The organism is Gordonia jinghuaiqii (assembly GCF_014041935.1).
GTDB classification, from domain to species: Bacteria; Actinomycetota; Actinomycetes; order Mycobacteriales; family Mycobacteriaceae; genus Gordonia; species Gordonia jinghuaiqii.
This window is the reverse complement of sequence record NZ_CP059491.1, coordinates 506,503-525,645: the sequence shown is the minus strand read 5'-3', so window position 1 is coordinate 525,645 and position 19,143 is coordinate 506,503. Positions and strand designations below refer to the sequence as shown.

The 19,143-nt window shown below is 68.0% G+C and carries 19 protein-coding genes; 8 read left to right on the top strand and 11 right to left on the bottom strand.

The features are described from left to right. Positions 1–244: 244 nt before the first annotated feature. Positions 245–1,000 carry an oxidoreductase gene (locus tag H1R19_RS02245; RefSeq protein ID WP_219850454.1) on the bottom strand — a complete coding sequence of 252 codons (756 nt, stop codon included), beginning with the start codon at positions 998–1,000 and terminating at the stop codon, positions 245–247. A gap of 353 nt (positions 1,001–1,353) precedes the next feature. Between H1R19_RS02245 and acs the strand changes: the two genes are divergently transcribed. The 3 genes from acs (at position 1,354) to H1R19_RS02230 (ending at position 5,074) form a co-directional block, all read left to right on the top strand. After that, on the top strand, positions 1,354–3,297 hold the full coding sequence (gene acs / locus H1R19_RS02240) for an acetate--CoA ligase (RefSeq protein WP_188331032.1): 1,944 nt from the start codon (positions 1,354–1,356) through the stop codon (positions 3,295–3,297). A gap of 199 nt (positions 3,298–3,496) precedes the next feature. Then, the gene (locus tag H1R19_RS02235) at positions 3,497–4,006 is read left to right on the top strand and encodes a phage holin family protein (protein WP_188331031.1); all 510 of its coding nucleotides are present in this window, start codon (positions 3,497–3,499) and stop codon (positions 4,004–4,006) included. 3 nt (positions 4,007–4,009) lie between these two features. After that, positions 4,010–5,074 (top strand): alpha/beta fold hydrolase, encoded by a 1,065-nt coding sequence (locus tag H1R19_RS02230; RefSeq protein WP_219850453.1) that lies wholly within the window; start codon positions 4,010–4,012, stop codon positions 5,072–5,074. Here the strand turns inward: H1R19_RS02230 and H1R19_RS02225 are convergent. From H1R19_RS02225 to nth, 4 genes are read right to left on the bottom strand one after another with little or no spacing between them, the layout of a single operon-like run. After that, positions 4,989–6,182, bottom strand: coding sequence for a MarP family serine protease (locus tag H1R19_RS02225; RefSeq protein ID WP_219850452.1), 1,194 nt, complete (start codon positions 6,180–6,182; stop codon positions 4,989–4,991). The two genes, H1R19_RS02230 and H1R19_RS02225, sit on opposite strands and share 86 nt — an antisense overlap. Beyond that, on the bottom strand, positions 6,182–7,018 hold the full coding sequence (locus H1R19_RS02220; protein ID WP_188331028.1) for an NUDIX hydrolase: 837 nt from the start codon (positions 7,016–7,018) through the stop codon (positions 6,182–6,184). The genes H1R19_RS02225 and H1R19_RS02220 overlap by 1 nt, the downstream gene beginning before the upstream one ends. Beyond that, positions 7,015–7,845: a TlpA family protein disulfide reductase gene (locus H1R19_RS02215; RefSeq protein WP_244970843.1), complete on the bottom strand. Its 831-nt coding sequence runs from the start codon at positions 7,843–7,845 to the stop codon at positions 7,015–7,017. The genes H1R19_RS02220 and H1R19_RS02215 overlap by 4 nt, the downstream gene beginning before the upstream one ends. Beyond that, entirely contained in the window at positions 7,842–8,531 is a 690-nt protein-coding gene (gene nth / locus H1R19_RS02210) for an endonuclease III (RefSeq protein ID WP_223205562.1), read from the bottom strand. The genes H1R19_RS02215 and nth overlap by 4 nt, the downstream gene beginning before the upstream one ends. A 321-nt stretch (positions 8,532–8,852) precedes the next feature. Here nth and H1R19_RS02205 point away from each other — a divergent pair, with 321 nt between their 5' ends. Beyond that, complete coding sequence (locus tag H1R19_RS02205; RefSeq protein ID WP_188331027.1) at positions 8,853–9,116, top strand: hypothetical protein; 264 nt, start codon at positions 8,853–8,855, stop codon at positions 9,114–9,116. A gap of 190 nt (positions 9,117–9,306) precedes the next feature. Then, positions 9,307–9,981: a Crp/Fnr family transcriptional regulator gene (locus H1R19_RS02200; RefSeq protein ID WP_005194565.1), complete on the top strand. Its 675-nt coding sequence runs from the start codon at positions 9,307–9,309 to the stop codon at positions 9,979–9,981. 88 nt (positions 9,982–10,069) lie between these two features. Here H1R19_RS02200 and H1R19_RS02195 read toward each other — a convergent pair whose 3' ends face one another. The 5 genes from H1R19_RS02195 to sp36 all read right to left on the bottom strand — a co-directional run bounded on the left by H1R19_RS02195 (position 10,070) and on the right by sp36 (position 13,807). Further along, positions 10,070–10,897, bottom strand: coding sequence for an MBL fold metallo-hydrolase (locus H1R19_RS02195; RefSeq protein WP_219850451.1), 828 nt, complete (start codon positions 10,895–10,897; stop codon positions 10,070–10,072). 102 nt (positions 10,898–10,999) lie between these two features. After that, positions 11,000–12,253 (bottom strand): MFS transporter, encoded by a 1,254-nt coding sequence (locus H1R19_RS02190; protein ID WP_219850450.1) that lies wholly within the window; start codon positions 12,251–12,253, stop codon positions 11,000–11,002. 143 nt (positions 12,254–12,396) lie between these two features. After that, positions 12,397–13,158 carry a TSUP family transporter gene (locus tag H1R19_RS02185; protein ID WP_188331024.1) on the bottom strand — a complete coding sequence of 254 codons (762 nt, stop codon included), beginning with the start codon at positions 13,156–13,158 and terminating at the stop codon, positions 12,397–12,399. A gap of 8 nt (positions 13,159–13,166) precedes the next feature. Next, positions 13,167–13,640, bottom strand: a complete 474-nt coding sequence (locus H1R19_RS02180; protein WP_219850449.1) for a RidA family protein — start codon at positions 13,638–13,640, stop codon at positions 13,167–13,169. A 2-nt stretch (positions 13,641–13,642) separates the two neighbouring features. Continuing rightward, positions 13,643–13,807, bottom strand: coding sequence for a Sp36 family protein (gene sp36 / locus H1R19_RS02175; RefSeq protein WP_188331022.1), 165 nt, complete (start codon positions 13,805–13,807; stop codon positions 13,643–13,645). Positions 13,808–13,850: 43 nt separating this feature from the next. Here sp36 and bagA point away from each other — a divergent pair, with 43 nt between their 5' ends. Together bagA and bagB are read left to right on the top strand one after the other, a co-directional pair. Further along, positions 13,851–14,948 carry an ATPase BagA gene (gene bagA / locus H1R19_RS02170; protein ID WP_219850447.1) on the top strand — a complete coding sequence of 366 codons (1,098 nt, stop codon included), beginning with the start codon at positions 13,851–13,853 and terminating at the stop codon, positions 14,946–14,948. Then, a complete protein-coding gene (gene bagB / locus H1R19_RS02165) occupies positions 14,948–16,042 on the top strand; it encodes an ArsA family ATPase (protein WP_188331142.1) in 1,095 nt (364 codons plus the stop codon). The genes bagA and bagB overlap by 1 nt, the downstream gene beginning before the upstream one ends. Before the next feature lie 27 nt (positions 16,043–16,069). On the opposite strand, the gene H1R19_RS02160 is transcribed toward bagB, so the two are convergent. After that, positions 16,070–16,378, bottom strand: a complete 309-nt coding sequence (locus H1R19_RS02160) for a WhiB family transcriptional regulator (protein ID WP_188331020.1) — start codon at positions 16,376–16,378, stop codon at positions 16,070–16,072. A gap of 281 nt (positions 16,379–16,659) precedes the next feature. Here H1R19_RS02160 and H1R19_RS02155 point away from each other — a divergent pair, with 281 nt between their 5' ends. Further along, positions 16,660–19,110: a penicillin-binding protein gene (locus tag H1R19_RS02155; protein ID WP_188331019.1), complete on the top strand. Its 2,451-nt coding sequence runs from the start codon at positions 16,660–16,662 to the stop codon at positions 19,108–19,110. The last annotated feature ends 33 nt before the right edge of the window (positions 19,111–19,143 follow it).

Here is a 19,143-nt window from a genome sequence, read left to right as displayed (position 1 = left end):
CAGGAGGATCGATCGCCATCACTCGATGCGCCACCTGCCTTCCCCTACGAGGCGCCAGGCCCGGGGAGGACGGCTCACAGTTGGCAGCACGTGGACGGTCGAGAGTCCTGACTCGTGGTCAATCGCCGAGGCGATACCCACAACCCACCAAGCACGCTTGGTAACTTGAGTCCGTGCTACGCGGGCGGCAACCTCGTCGGACACGACAGGGAGGCCGCCCGCAGTGCTGCTCCGGGGCGGTCGACTAGCCGGCCCGGGCGGCGTCGGCGATCGACTTGGCTTCCGCCGCACCGGCTTCCAAGGCCTCGCAGCAGAACACGATCCACCTTGCGAGGCCCGACGGTGAGCCCGTCGCGAATCCGGCGGCCAGTTCGCGATACTCCGCGACGCGCTTGAACCACGTCACCTCCGGCACTCCGAGGCAGTGCGGGTCCAGGCCGGTCGCGGCCCCGACCAGCCGCGACGCGGCTCGCGCGACAACTCCGTTCGCCGTCGGGAACGCCTCGAGCCCCAGGAGCTCCCCGTGGATCACGGCGGTAACCACCGGCGCGGGCACCGCCGTCGCACCGGTTATCAACTGCCCCAACAAATTGAGACGATTTGCCACATCTGTCCCACTTCGCGGCCGCCCCAGCTGATCAGGGTCGTCGACGAGGTCGGCCGCCGCCAGGGTGTGAAGTCGAGCAAGGGCCTGAGCCGGCGCCCGGCGTATCACCGCGGTCAATGTCTCCAGGGATTCACCGTCGAGCGCCTGGGAGACCCGCATCGCGCCGGCGAGAATCGGCTCGTCGAAGTCGCCGTCCCGACGCAGCTCGACGCTTCCGCCGTCGATCGCAGCCGACGATCGCCCCGCACGCCACGAGGCCTCGGTGGCCGTCTTGTCCCATCCGCGCAGGTTGGCCGGGTGTCGGTGCACCGCGGACAGGGCGTCACGAGCCCGGCCGGCGGCATCGGCGACGCCGGGAAGGTCCAGCAGGGGCGCCAGGGGATCAGTGGTCACACACCGACGATAGTTGCGTCGCCCGTCGTGGTCGGCCGCCGACCCGGGACCGGCCGCACCGACAGCGCAGTGACGTAGTGCGGAACCGAATGCTCGGGCGAACACATTGTTAGTGGCCGTTTCGAAAATGCGGACCGGATTGATGCGCGCCGCCTTTCCAGCGGCGTCGGAAACGAAGGGCACGACCGCTCGTCGTCCCGCGGATACCGCTCGTCGCGAATCACGCGCGCTCGTCTGGGAGCCGGTTACACCCGATCCGCCGCGGTGACTACGCTCACAGTGATTGCCCCTCCCGACACCGGGTCACCTCAGTGTGTTCGACCCCCGTCGACAGCGAAAGGCTCATGTCACCCATGTCCTCCACGACCGTCCAGGCTTACCCACCCTCCGACGAGTTCGCGGCACAGGCCAACGCCACCGTCGAGATGTATGACCGTGCCGACGCCGACCGTCTCGAGTTCTGGGCGCAGCAGGCCCGGCGCCTGGACTGGGCCACCGACTTCACCGACACCCTCGACTGGTCGAATGCGCCGTTCGCCAAGTGGTTCGTCGGCGGCAAGCTCAACGTCGCGGTCAACTGCGTCGACCGGCACGTCGCGGCAGGAAAGGGCGACCGGGTGGCCATCCACTGGGTCGGGGAGCCCGGCGACACCCGCGACCTGACCTACAGCCAGCTCCTCGCCGAGGTCAGCAAGGCCGCCAACTACTTCGCCTCGATCGGTCTGGTCGCCGGTGACCGCGTCGCGATCTACATGCCGATGGTCCCCGAGGCGCTGATCTCGATGCTGGCCTGCGCCCGACTCGGACTGACGCACTCGGTGGTCTTCGCCGGCTTCTCCTCGGGCGCGTTGCGCTCCCGGGTCGACGACGCCGAGGCAAAACTCGTCATCACCACCGACGGCCAGTATCGGCGCGGCGAACCCGCACCCCTGAAGACCCATGTCGACGAGGCGCTCGGCACCGGCGACGACGCCGCGAAGTCGGTCGAGAAGGTCCTCGTGGTGCGTCGCACCAATCACGACCCGAACCTGAACTGGGTGGAGGGTCGTGACGTGTGGTGGGACGACACCGTCGACGAGCAGTCCGAGACCCACGAGGCCGAGGCCTTCGACGCCGAGCATCCCCTGTTCCTGCTGTACACCTCGGGAACGACCGGCAAGCCCAAGGGCATCGTGCACTCCTCGGGCGGCTACCTCACGCAGGTCAGCTACACCTTCCACTACGTCTTCGACCACAAGGAAGGCAGCGACGTCTTCTGGTGCGGCGCTGACATCGGCTGGGTGACGGGCCACTCCTACCTCGTCTACGGACCGCTCTCCAACGGCGCCACCGAGGTGGTCTACGAGGGCACGCCCAACTCCCCCAACGAGCACCGCCACTTCGAGATCATCGAGAAGTACGGGGTGACGATCTACTACATCGCACCCACCCTGATCCGCACGTTCATGAAGTGGGGACGCGAGATCCCCGACGCCCACGACCTGTCCAGCGTGCGGCTGCTCGGCAGCGTCGGCGAGCCGATCAACCCCGAGGCGTGGAAGTGGTATCGCGAGGTCATCGGCGGGAACAAGGCGCCGATCGTCGACACCTGGTGGCAGACCGAGACCGGCGCCATCATGATCTCGCCGCTGCCCGGTGTGACCGCGACCAAGCCGGGCTCGGCGATGCGTCCGCTGCCCGGCATCAGTGCCAACATCGTCGACGACCAGGGCAACCCGGTCGGCGCGGGCGAGCAGGGCTACCTCGTGCTCGACGAGCCGTGGCCGGCGATGCTGCGCGGCATCTGGGGCGACGAGGACCGTTTCCGCGAAACCTACTGGTCGCGGTTCGCCGAGCAGGGCTGGTACTTCGCCGGCGACGGCGCCCGCTATGACGAGGACCACGCCCTCTGGGTGCTGGGTCGCGTCGACGACGTGATGAACGTGTCGGGTCACCGCATCTCCACCGCCGAGGTCGAGTCCGCGCTCGTCGGGCACTCCGGAGTCGCCGAGGCAGCCGTCATCGGCGCCGCCGACGAGACCACCGGCCAGGGCATCGTCGCCTTCGTCATCCTGCGGGAAGGCATCGAGAACACCGGCGACACGCTGATCGCCGAACTGCGTCAGCAGGTGGCGATCGAGATCTCCCCGATCGCCAAACCCCGCGAGATCAACGTGGTGCCCGAACTGCCGAAAACCCGCTCCGGCAAGATCATGCGTCGCCTGCTCAAGGACATCGCCGAAGGACGCGAGCTCGGCGACACCTCCACCCTCGTCGACCCGTCGGTCTTCGAGGCGATCCGCGCCAAGAAGGTCTAGACCCGCAGCCTCTGGCCCCGGACGGGGACCGACGCCAGGTGCGCCACCGGCAACCCCTCGCCGGTGGCGCACCGTTCGTTTCGACGCCCCCTGCCGGTGTGTACAGCGCGCCCTCGACGCCGCATCGACGGGTGGCTCGCCACCTCTCCGGCGCCCGCATGGCAACATATGGCCCATCAGCCGAACAACGGAGGATTCTGTGAGCCCCAACGAGCACGGCCTGCCCGAGGCGGGCCGGGACTCCGTCCCGTCGATCCCGCTCTCCGACGCCAACGCAGGCAAGAACGGCGAACCGTCCATCGGAAGCCTGGTCAAGGACGCCACCACGAGCGTCTCGACCCTGTTCCGGTCCGAGGTCGCCCTCGCCAAGGCCGAGCTGGTCGGTGAGGCGAAGAAGGCAGGCGCCGGCACGGGATTGCTGATCGTCGCCGGTGTCATGGCGCTGTATTCCAGCTTCTTCTTCTTTTTCTTCCTGGCCGAGCTGCTCGACGAGTTCGTGTGGAGGTGGCTGGCCTTCCTGATCGTGTTCCTCATCCTCGTGGTCGTGACCGTGATCGCCGCGTTCGTCGGCTATCTCTTCTTCAAACGGGTCCGCGGGCCGAAGAAGACGATCGAGTCGGTCAACGAACTGCCGACCGTGCTGCCTCACCGCACCCCACACGGTCAGGATGCGATCCATCCGAGGATTCCCCCGGCCCGCGAAGGCTGACCTGTGAGTGTGGCTCCTGACCCCTCGAGCGTTCGTCTTCCCGGCGACTGGGAGCACTTCGACGTCCGCGCGAACGGAGTCCGGTTCCACGCCGTCGAACCCCCCGGTGTTCCCGCGGACGGCCGGCCGCTCGTGTTACTGCTGCACGGCTTCGGCGAGTTCTGGTGGAGCTGGCGACACCAGCTGACCGCGCTGACCGCCGCCGGGTTCCGCGCGGTGGCCGTGGACCTGCGCGGCTACGGTGACACCGACAAACCCCCCCGCGGCTACGACGGATGGACGCTCGCCGGAGACACCAACGGCCTCATCCGGGCGCTCGGGCACACCAGCGCCACCCTCATCGGACACTCCGACGGCGGCCTGGTCTGCTGGGCGACGGCAACCCTGCATCCCCGCGTCGTGGACCGCATCGTCGTCATCGCGTCCCCGCACCCCCGGGCCCTGCGTCGACGCGTGTTGCGCGACAAGGCCCAACGGTCGCGGTTCCTGCCGGCGTTCCTGCGCGATCAGGTCCCCCGGCTGGGTGAACGTCAGGTCACCCGCGACGACGCCGCATTCATCGCCGACTACTTCGCACAACGGGCGTCGTCGGCCTGGCGAGGCGAACCCGACTACGCGCACACGGTCGAACTGAACAGGTCGGCCATGCTGATCCCGAACGTCGCGCACTGCAGCCTGGAGTATCGCCGCTGGGCGTTCCGATCCCAGTTCCGGCCCGACGGTGCACGATTCATGGACCTCATGGACCAGCGGCTGCACCTGCCGGTGCTGGCGCTGCGAGGCCACGACGACCCGTACATACTCCACGACGCCATCGCCGACGGACATCGCTGGGCCGCCCACCAGACCTACCGGCAGATCGAGCGCAGCGGGCACTTCGTCCACCAGGAACAACCCGCCGCGGTGAGCGGGCACATTCTCGACTTCCTGCGATCCGAGCCGGAGGCGACCTCCGACACCGTGCGTCCCTCGGCGCGCCGGATCAGGCGAGCACGCAGCGCTTGGTACTCACCCGGTCGTTTTGTCGCTCGGATTCGTCGAAGTCGGGCCGTACCTGACGCGCAGTGAGGACAAAGCCGGTCTCGTCGGCCGCGTTCTCGGCGGCACCGAAGACGACGCCGAGCACCTCACCCTCCGAATTCAGCAGTGGCCCACCGGAATTGCCCTGTCGGATCAGTCCGCGCACGGCATACACCTCACGGGTGACCTGCCCCGTGCGGTATATGTCGTCGCCGGTATGGGTGAACACCGACCGCACGCGCAGCGGACTGACGTAGAACGGGCCCGCCTCGGGGAAGCCCAGCGCGATGGCGTCGTCGCCGGTCGAGGCCGGCCGGGATGCGAACTTCAGGGCCGGTGCACGCAGACCCGGGACGTCGAGGACCGCGATGTCGTTGTCGCTGTCGAAGTGGACGACCTTCGCGGGGAGCCGAGCGCCGGTCGAGGTCTGGACCTCGAGGCGTTCGGTGCCCGCGACGACGTGCGCGTTGGTCATCACCCGTTCGGGCGAGACGACGAAGCCGCTGCCCTCGAGCGCCTGACGGCAGCTGGGCGCCACGCCCTCGATCTTGACGACGCTGGGGCGCGCCTGGGTCACCACAGGGAGGTCGGCGAGCGCCTGGTCGGGCGGGTCCACATTGGTCGACGGGGTGCTGACGAACGGGAACTTCGGCAGTCCCGAACTGTCGAGGAGCGCCTTGAAGTCCTCGGGAATGTCGCGAACCCACTGCGGCGACAACACGTCGACGCCGGTCAGCACCTTGGAGTCGCGGACCGGTCCGGCGATGGCCGGGTCGGCGGACTCGCGCAGCGGGATCGCGAGCAGGCCCGCAGCCAGCAACACCGCGACCACCTGGAGCAGCGACCCGACACCACTGTCGATCGCACGCAGACCCGGTGACCGGATGCCACCGCGGGCGGCACGTCCGAGGATCATGCCCGCGACCTCGCCGATGACCACCAACACCACCAACACCAGGATTCCGACGAGCACACGCATCCGGAGGTCGTCGAACTGCTCGATGAGATGGGGTGCGAGCAGCAATCCGGCGACCGCGCCGAGCGCGACACCGATGAACGCGAGGGCCGAGGCGACCGCACCCGATCGGTAGCCGCTCGCCGCGGCCAGCAGCGCGATCGCGATGACGATGATGTCCACCCACGTGGAACCTGCCATCAGGCACCGCCCGTCTCGGCACGCTTGTTCAACTCCACCGACTCCGGGTCTTCGGGACCCAGCACGTCGAACCCCGATTCCTGGCGACTGCCGGCCAGTTCGATCATCTTCTCCAGCGAACGCACGTCGTCGGGGTCCCACGGCCGATCCCAGCCGGACACCTCGCTGATCGCCGCGATCAGGCCGCCGGTGAAACCCCACACGAGCAGGCCGTCGACAAAGAAGGCGGGACCCTTGTACACGGTGCCCACGGCTTTTCGTCGAACCTGGAAGCGGTTCTCCGGCGCCAGCAGCTCCCGGAGGTTGACGCGGTCGACGCGGGCGGTCTCCCCTTCGTCGACGACACGCACGGAACTCGGGCGGTGCCAGTAGCCGATCACCGGCACGACGTCGAAGCCAGACACCCCCACCGGAAAACTCGGCAGACACGCGACGACATGCACGCCCGACGGGTCCAGACCGGTCTCCTCCGCGGCCTCGCGCAGCGCGGTGCCGACCGGGAAGTCGTCCCCCGGATCTTCGACGCCACCGGGGAAGGCGACCTGACCGCTGTGCTGACGCAGCGTCGAGGCGCGTTCGGTCAGCAGGACCTCGGCGTCGGCGGGCACCCCGCCGGGATGGTCGTCGGCGGCATCCCAGGAACCCGAGAACAGGACGAGTACAGCGGCCGAGCGCTTGCCCGGCACCAGCATCGACGCCCAGCGGGACCGGTCGCCGCCGCGATTCTCGACGCTCCTGCGGACCGCGGTCACGTCGGCCGTCAGGGTGTGCAGCCAGGGCGGGATCCGATCCGCCGGCACGAGCGGCCCCGCGTGGCCATCGTCCCGCGCGCTCACACCTTCACGCCCAGATACTCCGACACCGCATCGGCGATCTCCTCCGGGCTGTCGAAGACACCCGGATACACCTTGGCGACGGTGCCGTCGGGGCGGATGAAGACGGTCGAGGGGAACACGCGCGGCGCGTTGATGGCCGCGGCCACCCGACCGTCGGGATCGAGCACGGACGGCAAGCGAACTCCGATCTCGGTGAGCAGTGTCAGCGGGAAGAGCGGATTGCTTCCGCCCTCCTTGGCGTGCAGGGCGAGAACCGTGACTCGGTCACCGGCCCGGGCGGCGAACTCCTCGAAATAGGGCAGCTCGGTCTTGCACGGACCACACCACTGCGCCCACACGTTGATGACCAGGGGTTTCCCCGCGGTCGCGGCACCCAGGTCATAAGGGGCGCCGGTACCCAGGCACGGTTCGACGATCCCGGTCAGCGCCGAGCCGGGGGCGGCCGGAAGGCCGGTGACCGGGCAGTCGGCGAGCGCCGCGTCGACCCGCGCCTGCGCCACACGCGCCTCGTCGACCGGAGCGTCCAGCGGACGGGCCCCGCTCGCCGTCGGCGGCGCGCTCGTCATCGATCCCGGGGCATCATCGCGCGGCCAGATCGCGACGATCAGCGCGATCATCACGATCACGAAGACGACGGTCCAGCGCGCGGCGGGCGGAAACCGGGAGGCCTGAGGGGAGGGCGGGCTCCCGGCGCCGGTGTCATCCGGCCCGCTCGCTTCGCTCCCGGCGCCGGTGTCATTCGGCCCGCTCGCTTCGCTCCCGGCGCCGGTGTCATTCGGCCCGCTCGCTTCGCTCCCGGCGCCGGTGGTGTCAGTTGAGTCGTTCACGGGGCAGCGAGTCCCGCCAACGCCAGGAGATGCTCTGTCTCCGGTCCCTTCACCAGGGCGGCCGCCTCGGCCTTGTCCATCGGTCCGGTGCCCACCGAGGGGCAGTCCTTGGCGAGGACGCACACTCCGCACGCGGGTTTGCGCGCGTGGCAGACGCGTCTCCCATGAAAGATGATGCGGTGCGACAGGTCGGTCCACTCCTTTCGCTCGATCAGTTCACCGACGGCGTGTTCGACCTTGACCGGATCGGTTTCCTCCGTCCACTGCCAGCGGCGGACCAGACGACCGAAGTGGGTGTCGACGGTGATGCCGGGGACCCCGAACGCATTACCGAGCACCACGTTGGCGGTCTTCCGGCCGAAACCGGGCAGCGATACGAGGTCCGCGAGTGTGTTCGGGACCTCGCCGTCGTAGCGCTCCACCAGTGCCTGGCCGAGCCCGATGATCGAGTTCGCCTTGTTCCGGTAAAAGCCGGTCGAGCGGATCATCTCCTCGAGTTCTGTCCGGTCGGCCTCGGCGTAGTCACGTGCGGTCCGATACTTCGCGAACAGCGCGGGCGTGGTCTGGTTGACCCGGACGTCGGTGCACTGCGCCGACAGGATCGTTGCCACCGACAGCTCGAGCGGATTGGTGAAATCGAGTTCGCAATACACATGCGGAAACGCGATCTTGAGTGTCCGGTTCATCCGCCGCGCGCGCCGGACCAGCCCGAGATGGGTCTCCTGCTTGCGGCCCGCGACCGGCGTCGCGGGCACAGCCTTGCGTGCGCTCACCTGATTCAGGTTAGCGATGTGGTGGGAGAGTGCTCCCCACCACAGCCGCGGCCGACCCGACCCGCCACCAACGACGGGACGTCGTCGCAGGTCACAGGCCTGAGCCCGGTGTCGCCAGCCGCCGCGGCAACCGGTGGATCCCACTTCCCCCACAACTTACGGTCAGGTAACAAGTCAGTGACGTCGGGCGTTCCGATGGGGATTCCCGGGTGCAGATTGTGTTTACTGGTCCCCATGCATGGTCTCGCAGCGCTGCTATTCCCGGCTGTACTCATGCTCTTCGCGATGGGCATGGACAAGGTTCAGGCCAGGATCGACCGCTCAGCGGTCACCCGTGACGACGTGGAGGACTTCCTCGAATCCGCCGACTCCACGAACGTCGACACCCTCGCCCGCGAGGGAATGCCCGCGGCTCTGGACGAGCTCCGTACGCGTCGGGTCACCCGGCACGAGCCCGTCCTGCCCGAGGCGGTCCAGTCGCCGCAACGCGCAAGCTGACCACGACCGCCCCCCACACCGACGACGACGCCTCACGACAGCGCTCGCTCATTAACATCTGATCGGCGGGACACTCGCACAATGAGCCATCAGTGACCCATTCAACACATATGCTGGTGCGCGGGGTAGCGTATCCAAGGGCGCGATCTCAGACGTCGCTATAGCAAAGTTTTCGAGAAAGGTTCCCTAGGTGGAAGAAGTACTGGCGCGGGCGGGCATATTCCAAGGCGTCGAGCCTTCCGCTGTCGCGGCGCTGACCAAGCAGCTTCAGCCCGTCGACTTCCCTCGCGGACACGTGATCTTCCATGAGGGCGAGCCGGGTGACCGCCTCTACATCATCATGTCCGGCAAGGTGAAGGTCGGTCGACGCTCACCCGACGGCCGCGAGAACCTGCTGACGATCATGGGTCCGTCCGACATGTTCGGCGAACTCTCCATCTTCGACCCGGGCCCCCGCACGTCGTCGGCGACGACCGTGACCGAGGTCCGCGCGGTGTCGATGGACCGCGACGCGCTGCGCGCCTGGATCAAGGACCGTCCGGAGATCGCCGAGCAGTTGCTCCGCGTGCTCGCACGTCGCCTGCGCCGGACCAACAACAACCTCGCCGACCTGATCTTCACCGACGTTCCCGGTCGTGTCGCCAAGCAGCTGTTGCAGCTCGCACAGCGCTTCGGAACCCAGGAGGGTGGCGCGCTGCGCGTCACCCACGACCTGACCCAGGAAGAGATCGCCCAGCTCGTCGGCGCCTCCCGCGAAACCGTCAACAAGGCCCTGGCCGACTTCGCCCAGCGCGGCTGGCTGCGCCTCGAGGGCAAGAGTGTCCTGATCGCCGACTCCGAACGTCTGGCACGCCGGGCCCGCTGAGCCCACAAGCCGTTCCTTCAGGGAGCGGAAGAGGACCTTTCGACTTCACCCGCTCCCCCATCAGGAGCGGGTGAAGTCGTTTACTTACTCACCCCTCGCGCAGGTACTCCAGCTGGGCCTTCACCGACATCCGCGCGGCGGGCCACAGCTTCTTGTCGACGTCGGAGTACACCTTGCGCACCACCTTCATCGGCTTCGCGTCGTGTGCCGAGACCCCCATGGCGTCGAGCGCGGCCACGATCTGGTCGATCCGCTCCTCGCGATGAGCCTTGTAGAACCGGGCGACAGGCCCGAGGTCGGGATGGTCGGGACCGTGCGCCGGGAGCAGCGCCGCCCCCTCACCCTCGACGATGAGTCGGTTCAACGAATTCAGGTAGTCGCGGAGTCCACCGTCGGACGGGTCGAGGACCGTCGTCCCGCTCCCCAGGATGGTGTCGCCGGTCAGTACGGCACGCTCGCCGTCGTGTTCGACGACGAAGCTCACCGAGTCCCCGGTGTGGCCAGGGGTGTACAGCACCGTGATCCGAAGCCCGGCCACCTCGATGACCTCACGGTCACGCAGGGGTGACGCCTTACGGCAGTGCGCATCCAGTCGGGCCCGTACAGGGGTGCCAGTTCGCTTGTGCAGCCGCGAGACGCCGCCGACGTGATCATGGTGACGATGCGTGACCAGCGTGAGAGCAAGGCCGGGCAGTTCCGCGAGCCGGCGGGCGTGGTGCTTGTACTTGGGCGGACCGGGATCGACCACCACGCATTCGGCGCTTCCCGGTGCCCGCAGCACGTAGGTGTTGGTGCCGTCGAGCTCCATCATCCCGGAGTTGTCACACAGCAGGACCGACGCGAACGGCGTGACCTCCCGCAACACCCCGTACGCGGGATGGGTGGGCGCCTGCGCGGCAACATTGCGTGAGTTCATGGTGTCCGAGCCTATCGACCCCGGCCACTGCGTGAGTGAACGCCCGACGATCGACATCGCCACCACGCCGGTGCACCCGATGAGCGGCGAAGATGCCCATCCCTAGGCCACCGTCGCGGCACGGCGACCCCGAGCGCCGTCGACGACGACGTAGGCCGCGGTGATCACCGCGATCACACCCGCACCGAGAACGAGGGTCGGGTAGCCGAACGCCCCGACGACGACGCCGGCGAGCGCACCGGCCGCGGCACCGGCAAGGCTCATCGACGTGTCCGAAACCCCCTGTGCAGGTGCGCGTTCGTTGATGGCGACGCTGTCGGTGAGCAGTGTCGACGCGGCGACGGTCGACGCCGACCAGCCGACACCGAGCAGGATGAGGGCGACGACGAGCCCGCCCTGCGAATCGACGAACACGAAGCCCAGTACGCAGCTCACGAGGAGTACCGCCTGGCCGCCCAGGATCACCGGGATGCGCCCGGTCCGGTCGGCGAGCACCCCCATCACCGGTGCGAGTGCGTACATCCCGGCGATGTGCGCACTGATCGACAGGCCGACGAACGTCACCGATGCGCCGCCGTGGTGCATGTGCACCGGGGTCAGTGCCATGACGCCGACCATCACCGCATGTGCCGACACCACCGCCGCCATGGCCGCACGCGCCGACGGTGAGCGCCGGATCGCCGAGAACCCCTCGGACAGTGACACCTTCGACCGGCCACCCGTCACGTGTCCGGTGGCCACGACGAGCGGATCAGGTCGCAGGCAGACGACGAGTAGCGCTGCCGCGCAGCCACATCCGACGGCACCCAGCAGGAAGGGGCCCGAGAGGTCGGCCATACCGAACCACCCCGCCACCTCCGCCCCCAGCGGGACGAGTGCCGGCCCCACGACCGATCCGACCATCGTCATCCACACCACGAGCGACAGGTCTCTTGCCCGCGTCCGCGTCGATGAGAGATCCGTTGCCGCGAACCGTGCCTGCAGGCTCACCGCGGTCCCCGACCCGATGCCCGCCATCCCCGCCAGCATGAGGAGGAACCACCCTCGATCGACCCCGAACGCCACCACCAGTGCACCGGTTGCCGCGACCAACAGGCCGGTGCTCAACGCGGGTCGCCGACCCCGCGCCGATGCCAGCGCCGCCAGCGGGAGCCCCGCAGCGGCCGCGCCCAGCGTGAGCACCGTGGTCGGCAGACCGGCCAGCGACGAGGTCCCCGACAGTTCCTCGCCCAGGATCGCGCCCAGCGCCAGCGCCCCACCCAGCGACACGCCGCCCAGAATCTGGGCCAGACACAGCAGAAAGATGGTGCGCCGCTGCAGGGCTGCCCGGACGTGGGCGGCGTCGTCGATGTTCATTCAGACAGCATCGACGCCGGCGGACGCGTACGCAGTGCAGATCCATCAATCCCCCGGTCGGTCGTTTGCGGAAGTGCTGCCACGCCTCCCGTCATGCTCGGCGCTCGAGTAGTCACCTGATGGCGCGTCGGCGCGGTCCGGCGTCAGCCCGTGATCAGGTCGTACCCGAGCTTGCCGACCATCACCACGACCACCGCCAGCAGCACCCACCGCACGAATGAACTGCCCCGGCCGATCGCCATGTGCGAACCGATCTGGGCGCCAACGACATTGGCGACGGCCAGCCCCAGACCCAACAGCCACAGCACGTTTCCCTGCAGGCCGAACACCGTCAGCGCACCGAGGTTGGTGGCGGTGTTGATGACCTTGGCCATCGCCGAACTCTCGAGGAAACTCGTCCCCACCAGAGCGGTGAGGCTGATGATGAGGAATGTCCCGGTGCCGGGGCCCATCACCCCGTCGTAGAAGGCGACGACCACGCCCGCCATCACGAGCCCCGCGATGGTCGAGACGCGCGAGCGCGGTCCCGTCGAGGCGTCACCGCCGAAACCGGGATTGAGCGCGACGAACAACCCGACGCCGACCAGCATGACCAGCACGACCGGGGTGAAGATCTCGGTGGGCAGCGAGATCGCCACCATCGCACCGAGTGCGGAGAACCCCAGCGCCGCGACGAACACCGGGATGAGGCGCCGCAGATCGATCCGGACGTGCCGCACATACCGCACCGCCGCCGACGCGGTGCCGAAGACCGCCGCGAGTTTGTTGGTGCCCAGCGCGGTCGCCGTCGGCAGGCCGGGTTGCGCGATCAGCATCGCGGGGATCAGTACGAGTCCCCCGCCGCCGACCACGGCATCCACCCACCCGGCCGCGGCGGCCGCGGCGATGAGTAACGCGACGTCCAAGGCGGACGTCAGGCCACTTCGACGATCAGTTCGACCTCGACGGGGGCCCCGAGCGGCAGTTCGGCGACGCCGACGGCCGACCGGGCGTGCACCCCGGCCTCGCCGAAGATCTCACCGAGCACGTCCGACGCCCCGTTGATGACCTGTGGCTGACCGGTGAACCCGGGCGCCGAGGCGACGAAGCCGACGACCTTGATCACCCGAACCACCGAGTCGATGCCGACCAGCGAGTCGACGGCGGCCAGCGCGTTCAGAGCGCACACGCGTGCGGCGGCCTTCGCCTCTGCCGGACGGACGACACCTTCGGCGCCCTCGTGCACCTTGCCGTGTACCGAGAGTTCGCCGTCGACCATCGGCAGCTGACCCGAGGTGTAGACGAGGTTCCCGACCCGTACTGCGGGCGTGTAATTCGCCACCGGCGGCACCACGGTGGGCAGCATGATGTCGAGTTCGGCGAGCTGATCGCTCCAGGTGTTCGGCATCGTCAGCCCTTCGGTCGCTTCAGGTAGGCAACGTGCTGTTCGCCGGTGGGGCCGGGCAGCACAGAGACGAGCTCCCAGCCGTCGGCACCCCACTGATCGAGGATCTGTTTGGTGGCATGAGTCAGCAGTGGCACCGTCACGTACTCCCACGCGGTCAATTCAGTCATGGAGTCACCCTATCTGCCGGCGATGAATGGATAAGGTGTTGCGGTGGCCAATGAACAGGGCTCACGTTCCGGGTCGGGTGAGGCGATCGATTCCGGCGTGACAGACAACTCTTCCGTCAGAGCTATGCCAGGGAGCTCCACCCTCGCGGGCGACAACGAGTGGCCGGACGCGGCGTCACGCGCACGTCTGCACTTCGTGTCGGGCAAGGGCGGGACCGGCAAGACGACCATCGCCGCGGCGCTCGCGCTCGCGCTTGCCGCCGACGGCAAGAAGGTGCTTCTCGTCGAGACCGAGGGACGCCAGGGCATCGCACAGCTATTCGACATCCCCCCGCTGCCCCCGACCGACACGCGCATCGCCACCGCCGAAGGCGGCGGTGAGGTGTCCGCGCTGGCCGTCGACATCGAACATGCGCTGCTCGAATACCTCGACATGTTCTACAACCTCGGCTTTGCGGGCCGGGCGATGAAGCGGATCGGGGCGATCGACTTCGTCACGACCGTCGCTCCAGGTCTCCGCGACGTGCTGCTGACCGGCAAGATCAAAGAGCGCATCATCCACACCGACAAGCAGGGCAACCGGGTGTACGACGCGGTGGTCGTCGACGCTCCGCCGACCGGCCGGATCGGCAACTTCCTCGACGTCACCCAGGCGATGGCCGACCTCGCCAAGACCGGCCCGATCCGCAATCAGAGCGAGGGCGTGGTCCGTCTCCTGCATTCGGAGGAGACGATCGTCCACCTCGTCACCCTGCTCGAGGCGATGCCCATCCAGGAGACCGTCGAGGCGATCGACGAGCTACGTGCCAAGCATCTCAACCTCGGCAGCCTCATCATCAACCGCGTCAGCGCACCGCACCTGCCCGCCGAGGCGGTCGACGAGATCGCCGAGGGCGTCATCGACGCCCAGCGCGTCGAGCAGAGTCTGCGCGAAGCCGGCCTCAAGCTCGGCGAGGGCGACCTGTCCGGTCTGCTCACCGAGACGATCGAACACGCGACCCGCCTGCAGGCGCAGCAGATCGCGAAGGCACAGCTCGACGAGGTCGAGTTGCCGATGCTCGAACTGCCGTCCCTCGGCGATGGCATCGACCTGGGTTCGATCTACGAGTTGGCCGATCTCCTCCAGAAAGCGGGTGCATGATGCCACTCGATCTCAAGATGGGCGCTGTCCTCACCGACCCGGCGACTCGCGTGGTGATCTGCTGCGGTGCGGGCGGTGTCGGCAAGACCACCACGGCCGCGGCGATGGCGATGTATGCCGCCGAACAGGGCCGCACCGTCGCGGTGCTCACCATCGACCCGGCCAAGCGTCTCGCACAGTCGCTCGGGATGTCCGAACTCACCAACGATCCGCAGCCGGTGAAGATCGACGGCAAGGGCACTCTCGACGCGATGATGCTCGACATGCGACGCACCTTCGACGAGATGGTGCTCGAGTACTCCACTCCTGAACGCGCCGAGGCGATCATGGAGAACACCTTCTATCAGACGGTCGCATCGTCGTTCTCCGGCACGCAGGAGTACATGGCGATGGAGAAGCTCGGCAAGCTGCTCGAGCAGGACCACTGGGATCTCATCGTCGTCGACACCCCGCCGTCGCGGAATGCGCTCGACTTCCTCGACGCCCCACAGCGTCTGGGCTCGTTCCTGTCCGGCCGGCTGATGAAGGTGCTGGTCGGCGGCGGTCGCGGGGTGGGTCGGATGGTGACCGGCGCGATGAGTCTGGCGATGCGCGGTGTCTCGACCATCATCGGCGGTGACATGCTGCGCGACGTCGCCATGTTCGTGCAGTCACTCGACTCGATGTTCGGCGGGTTCCAGGATCGGGCCGCCAAGACCTACGAACTCCTCAAGCAGCCCGGGACGCAGTTCGCCGTGGTCGCCGCGGCCGAGGCCGACGCCCTGCGTGAGGCGGCGTTCTTCGTGGACAGGCTGTCCGAGGAGTCGATGCCACTCGCCGGACTCATCCTCAACCGGACCCACCCCAACCTGACGGCGATCCCCGAGGAGGCGGCTCTGGTCGCGCTCGAGTCGGTCACCGACAACCTGACCCGGGGCGTACTCCAGATCCACGCGGACCGCGCCGCCACCGGCAAGCGCGAACTCCATCTGCTGCAACGTTTCACCGCGTCGCACCCGCGGGTTCCGATCGTCGGTGTGCCGGCGCTGCCCTTCGAGGTGGCCGACAGGACTGCACTCCGCGCGGTCGCCGAGCAGATCACCGGCCGGGGCTGACGCCTCCGGCCGGTGGATGGGGTGATGTCAGACGGCGTCTCGATGCCGACGACGCTGGGCGGCGAAGAATGCCGACCAGGAGGTCACTTCCGGGTGTTGGCGCAGCAGAGCTCGACGCTGACGCTCCGTCATCCCGCCCCAGACCCCGAACTCGACGCGATTGTCGAGGGCGTCGGCACCACACTCGAGCTGCACCGGGCAGTGGCGGCAGATCGTCGCGGCCTTGCGCTGGGCCGCACCCCTCACGAACAGATCATCAGGGTCTCCCCCTCGACAACGCGCCTGAGCAACCCACGCCAGGCGATCTTCCTCGTTGGACACTGCCGCTGTCGCCATCGCCACCCCTACCTGTCGTCATCCGCGTCACTCCGAAAGGACTCAACCACGCTGCTCAAGACACATTTTCAGCGCACTGTTAGGTGAGTCACATTCTGCACTCAATCTAGGGTTGTGTGCATGGGGATGCAACCCCTGGAGCCGATAAAGTGGGACAACCGTGCAAACTCATCCGTTCGGAGGGGTTTGCTCCCGGGCCTTCCCCGCCCCGGACCTCGCCGGATACCCGACGGGCGAGGGAGGGCGATGTTCTTCCCGATCGCACGTATCCTGTCGGGGTGATGTCGAAGAAGCTGTGGTCGCTGGCCTGGGCGAGCCTGCTGGCCGGAGTTCTCGTCGCCGGCCTGATGTATCCGGTGGCCAGCGGAGTAGGGGTGGTCTCCAACCGGGCTGCCGCCGCTGTCGAGAACGTGTCCTCCGAGCTCCTCAACGGGACGTTGCCGGAGGTCACGACGATGACCGACGTCGACGGCAAGCCGTTCGCCGTGCTGTTCGACCAGTACCGCTATCAGGTCGGTTACAACGACATCTCGCCGGACATGATCCGCGCCATCATCTCGGTCGAGGACCGCCGGTTCCTCGAACACGACGGCGTCGACTGGAAGGGCACCATCCGTGCCGCGCTGAAGAACTCGTCGTCGGGCGAGGTCCAGCAGGGTGCGTCGACCCTCGACCAGCAGTACATCAAGAATTATCAACTCCTCGTGCTCGCCCGGACGGAGGCCGATCGCCAGGCGGCGGTCGAGACCACCCCGGCGCGCAAGCTGCGCGAGGTGCGCATGGCGCTGACCCTCGAGCAGAGCCTCATCGACCAGGCCAAGCGCGACAAGGGACTCGACGACGCCGCCGCCAAGCAGGAGGCGAAGAAGCAGATCGTCACCCGGTACCTGAACGTCGTGCCGTTCGGCAACAACGCCTACGGCATCGAGGCCGGCGCGCAGACCTACTTCGGCATCCCGGCCAAAGACCTCAGGGTCGAGCAGGCGGCATTGCTGGCGGGCATGGTGCAGTCGAGCTCCGCGCTGAACCCGTACTCCAACCCCGAGGGTTCGCTGGCTCGTCGAAACGTCGTGCTGGACACGATGATCGCCAACTTCCCGGAACGCCGCGACGAGCTCGTCGCAGCCAAGGACAAGCCGCTCGGCGTCCTCCCGCGCCCGCGAACTCCGACGCAGGGTTGTATCGCCGCGGACAACAACGGCTTCTTCTGCGACTACGCGCTGCAGTACCTGGCCGAGAACGGCATGTCGCGTAACTCGGTGCTGCGCGGCGGTTACATCATCCAGACCACACTCGATCCCGAGGTCCAGCGCTCCACCGTGCGCGCGGTGAAGGCGCAGGCCAGTCCCACGGCCGACGGCGTGGCGGATGTGATGAGCACTCTCCGGCCGGGTAAGAAGTCCCACGACGTGCTGTCCATGGCGTCGAGCCGCGACTACGGCCTGGATCTCGCCCGAGGCGAGACCATGCAGCCACAACCGTTCTCGACGGTCGGCGACGGCGCGGGTTCGGTGTTCAAGATCTTCACGGTCGCCGCGGCCATGGAGAAGGGACTCGGCGCCGGGTCGAACATCCCGGTCCCCGGATCCATCGCGGTCGAGGGCATGGGTAACAGTGACGGCGCCAACGGCTGCCCCGCGAACTCCTACTGCGTGAAGAACGACGGCCGGTACCCGGCATCGCTGTCGGTCACCAACGCGCTCGCGCAGTCGCCGAACACCGCGTTCGTGAAGCTGCTGCAGCAGGTCGGCGTCAAACCGGCTGTCGACATGGCCGTTCGCCTCGGCCTGCGCTCGTACACCATCCCCGGGTCGTCGGGCTACGGCGAGAAGAGCATGGCGCAGTACGTCAAGGACGGGAACTTCGGCTCGTTCACCCTCGGCCCGCTGCCGCTGAACGGTCTCGAACTCGCCAACGTGGCCGCGACGCTGGCCTCCGGGGGCACATGGTGCCCGCCCAATCCGATCAAGTCGATCAGCCGCGTCAAGCGCGATCAGTACGGCAATCCGGTGATGGGTCCCGACGGGCGACAGGCCCTCACCTCCATCCCGTTCAACTCGCCTCCCTGCGAGCAGGTCGTCGACGAGGGTCTGGCCAACACCCTCGCCAATGCGATGAGCAAGGACGACGTCGGCGGCGGCACAGCGGCCGGTGCTGCCGGAGCGGCGGGCTGGACGCTGCCGATGGCGGGCAAGACCGGAACCACCGAGGCCCACCGGTCGTCGGCTTTCGTCGGGTTCACCAACCAGATCGCCGGTGCGGCATACGTCTACAGCGACGGACCCAACCCGCAGGGCGTGTGCAGCAGCCCGCTGCGATCCTGCTACGACGGTGACCTCTACGGCGGTATGGAGCCCGCCCGCACGTGGTTCCAGGCGGTGAAGCCGGTCGCCACCAAGTTCGGGCCGGTGCGCCTGCCCCCGATCGACCGTGAGTACTGGAATGGCAGTGACCGCGGGCGTATCCCGCAGGTCAGCGGTCTCAGCGCCAGCGAGGCCACCTCGCGTCTGCAGAAGGCCGGCTTCAAGGTGAGCCAGCTCGACGTCGACAGCGGACGTCCGCAGGGCACGGTCGTGTTCACCGCGCCGTCGGATTCGGCGATGCCCGGCAGCACCGTGACGATCTATGTCAGCAACGGCCGCCGCGCAGGCGGTGGTGAGGGCAACGGCCCCACCGAGACCACCGTGGTGGTGCCCGGCGTCGGACCGGTCGTGATCCAGCTGCCCGGCTGAGGTCCGGCCGTACCGCCGTCGCCCCGTACCGCC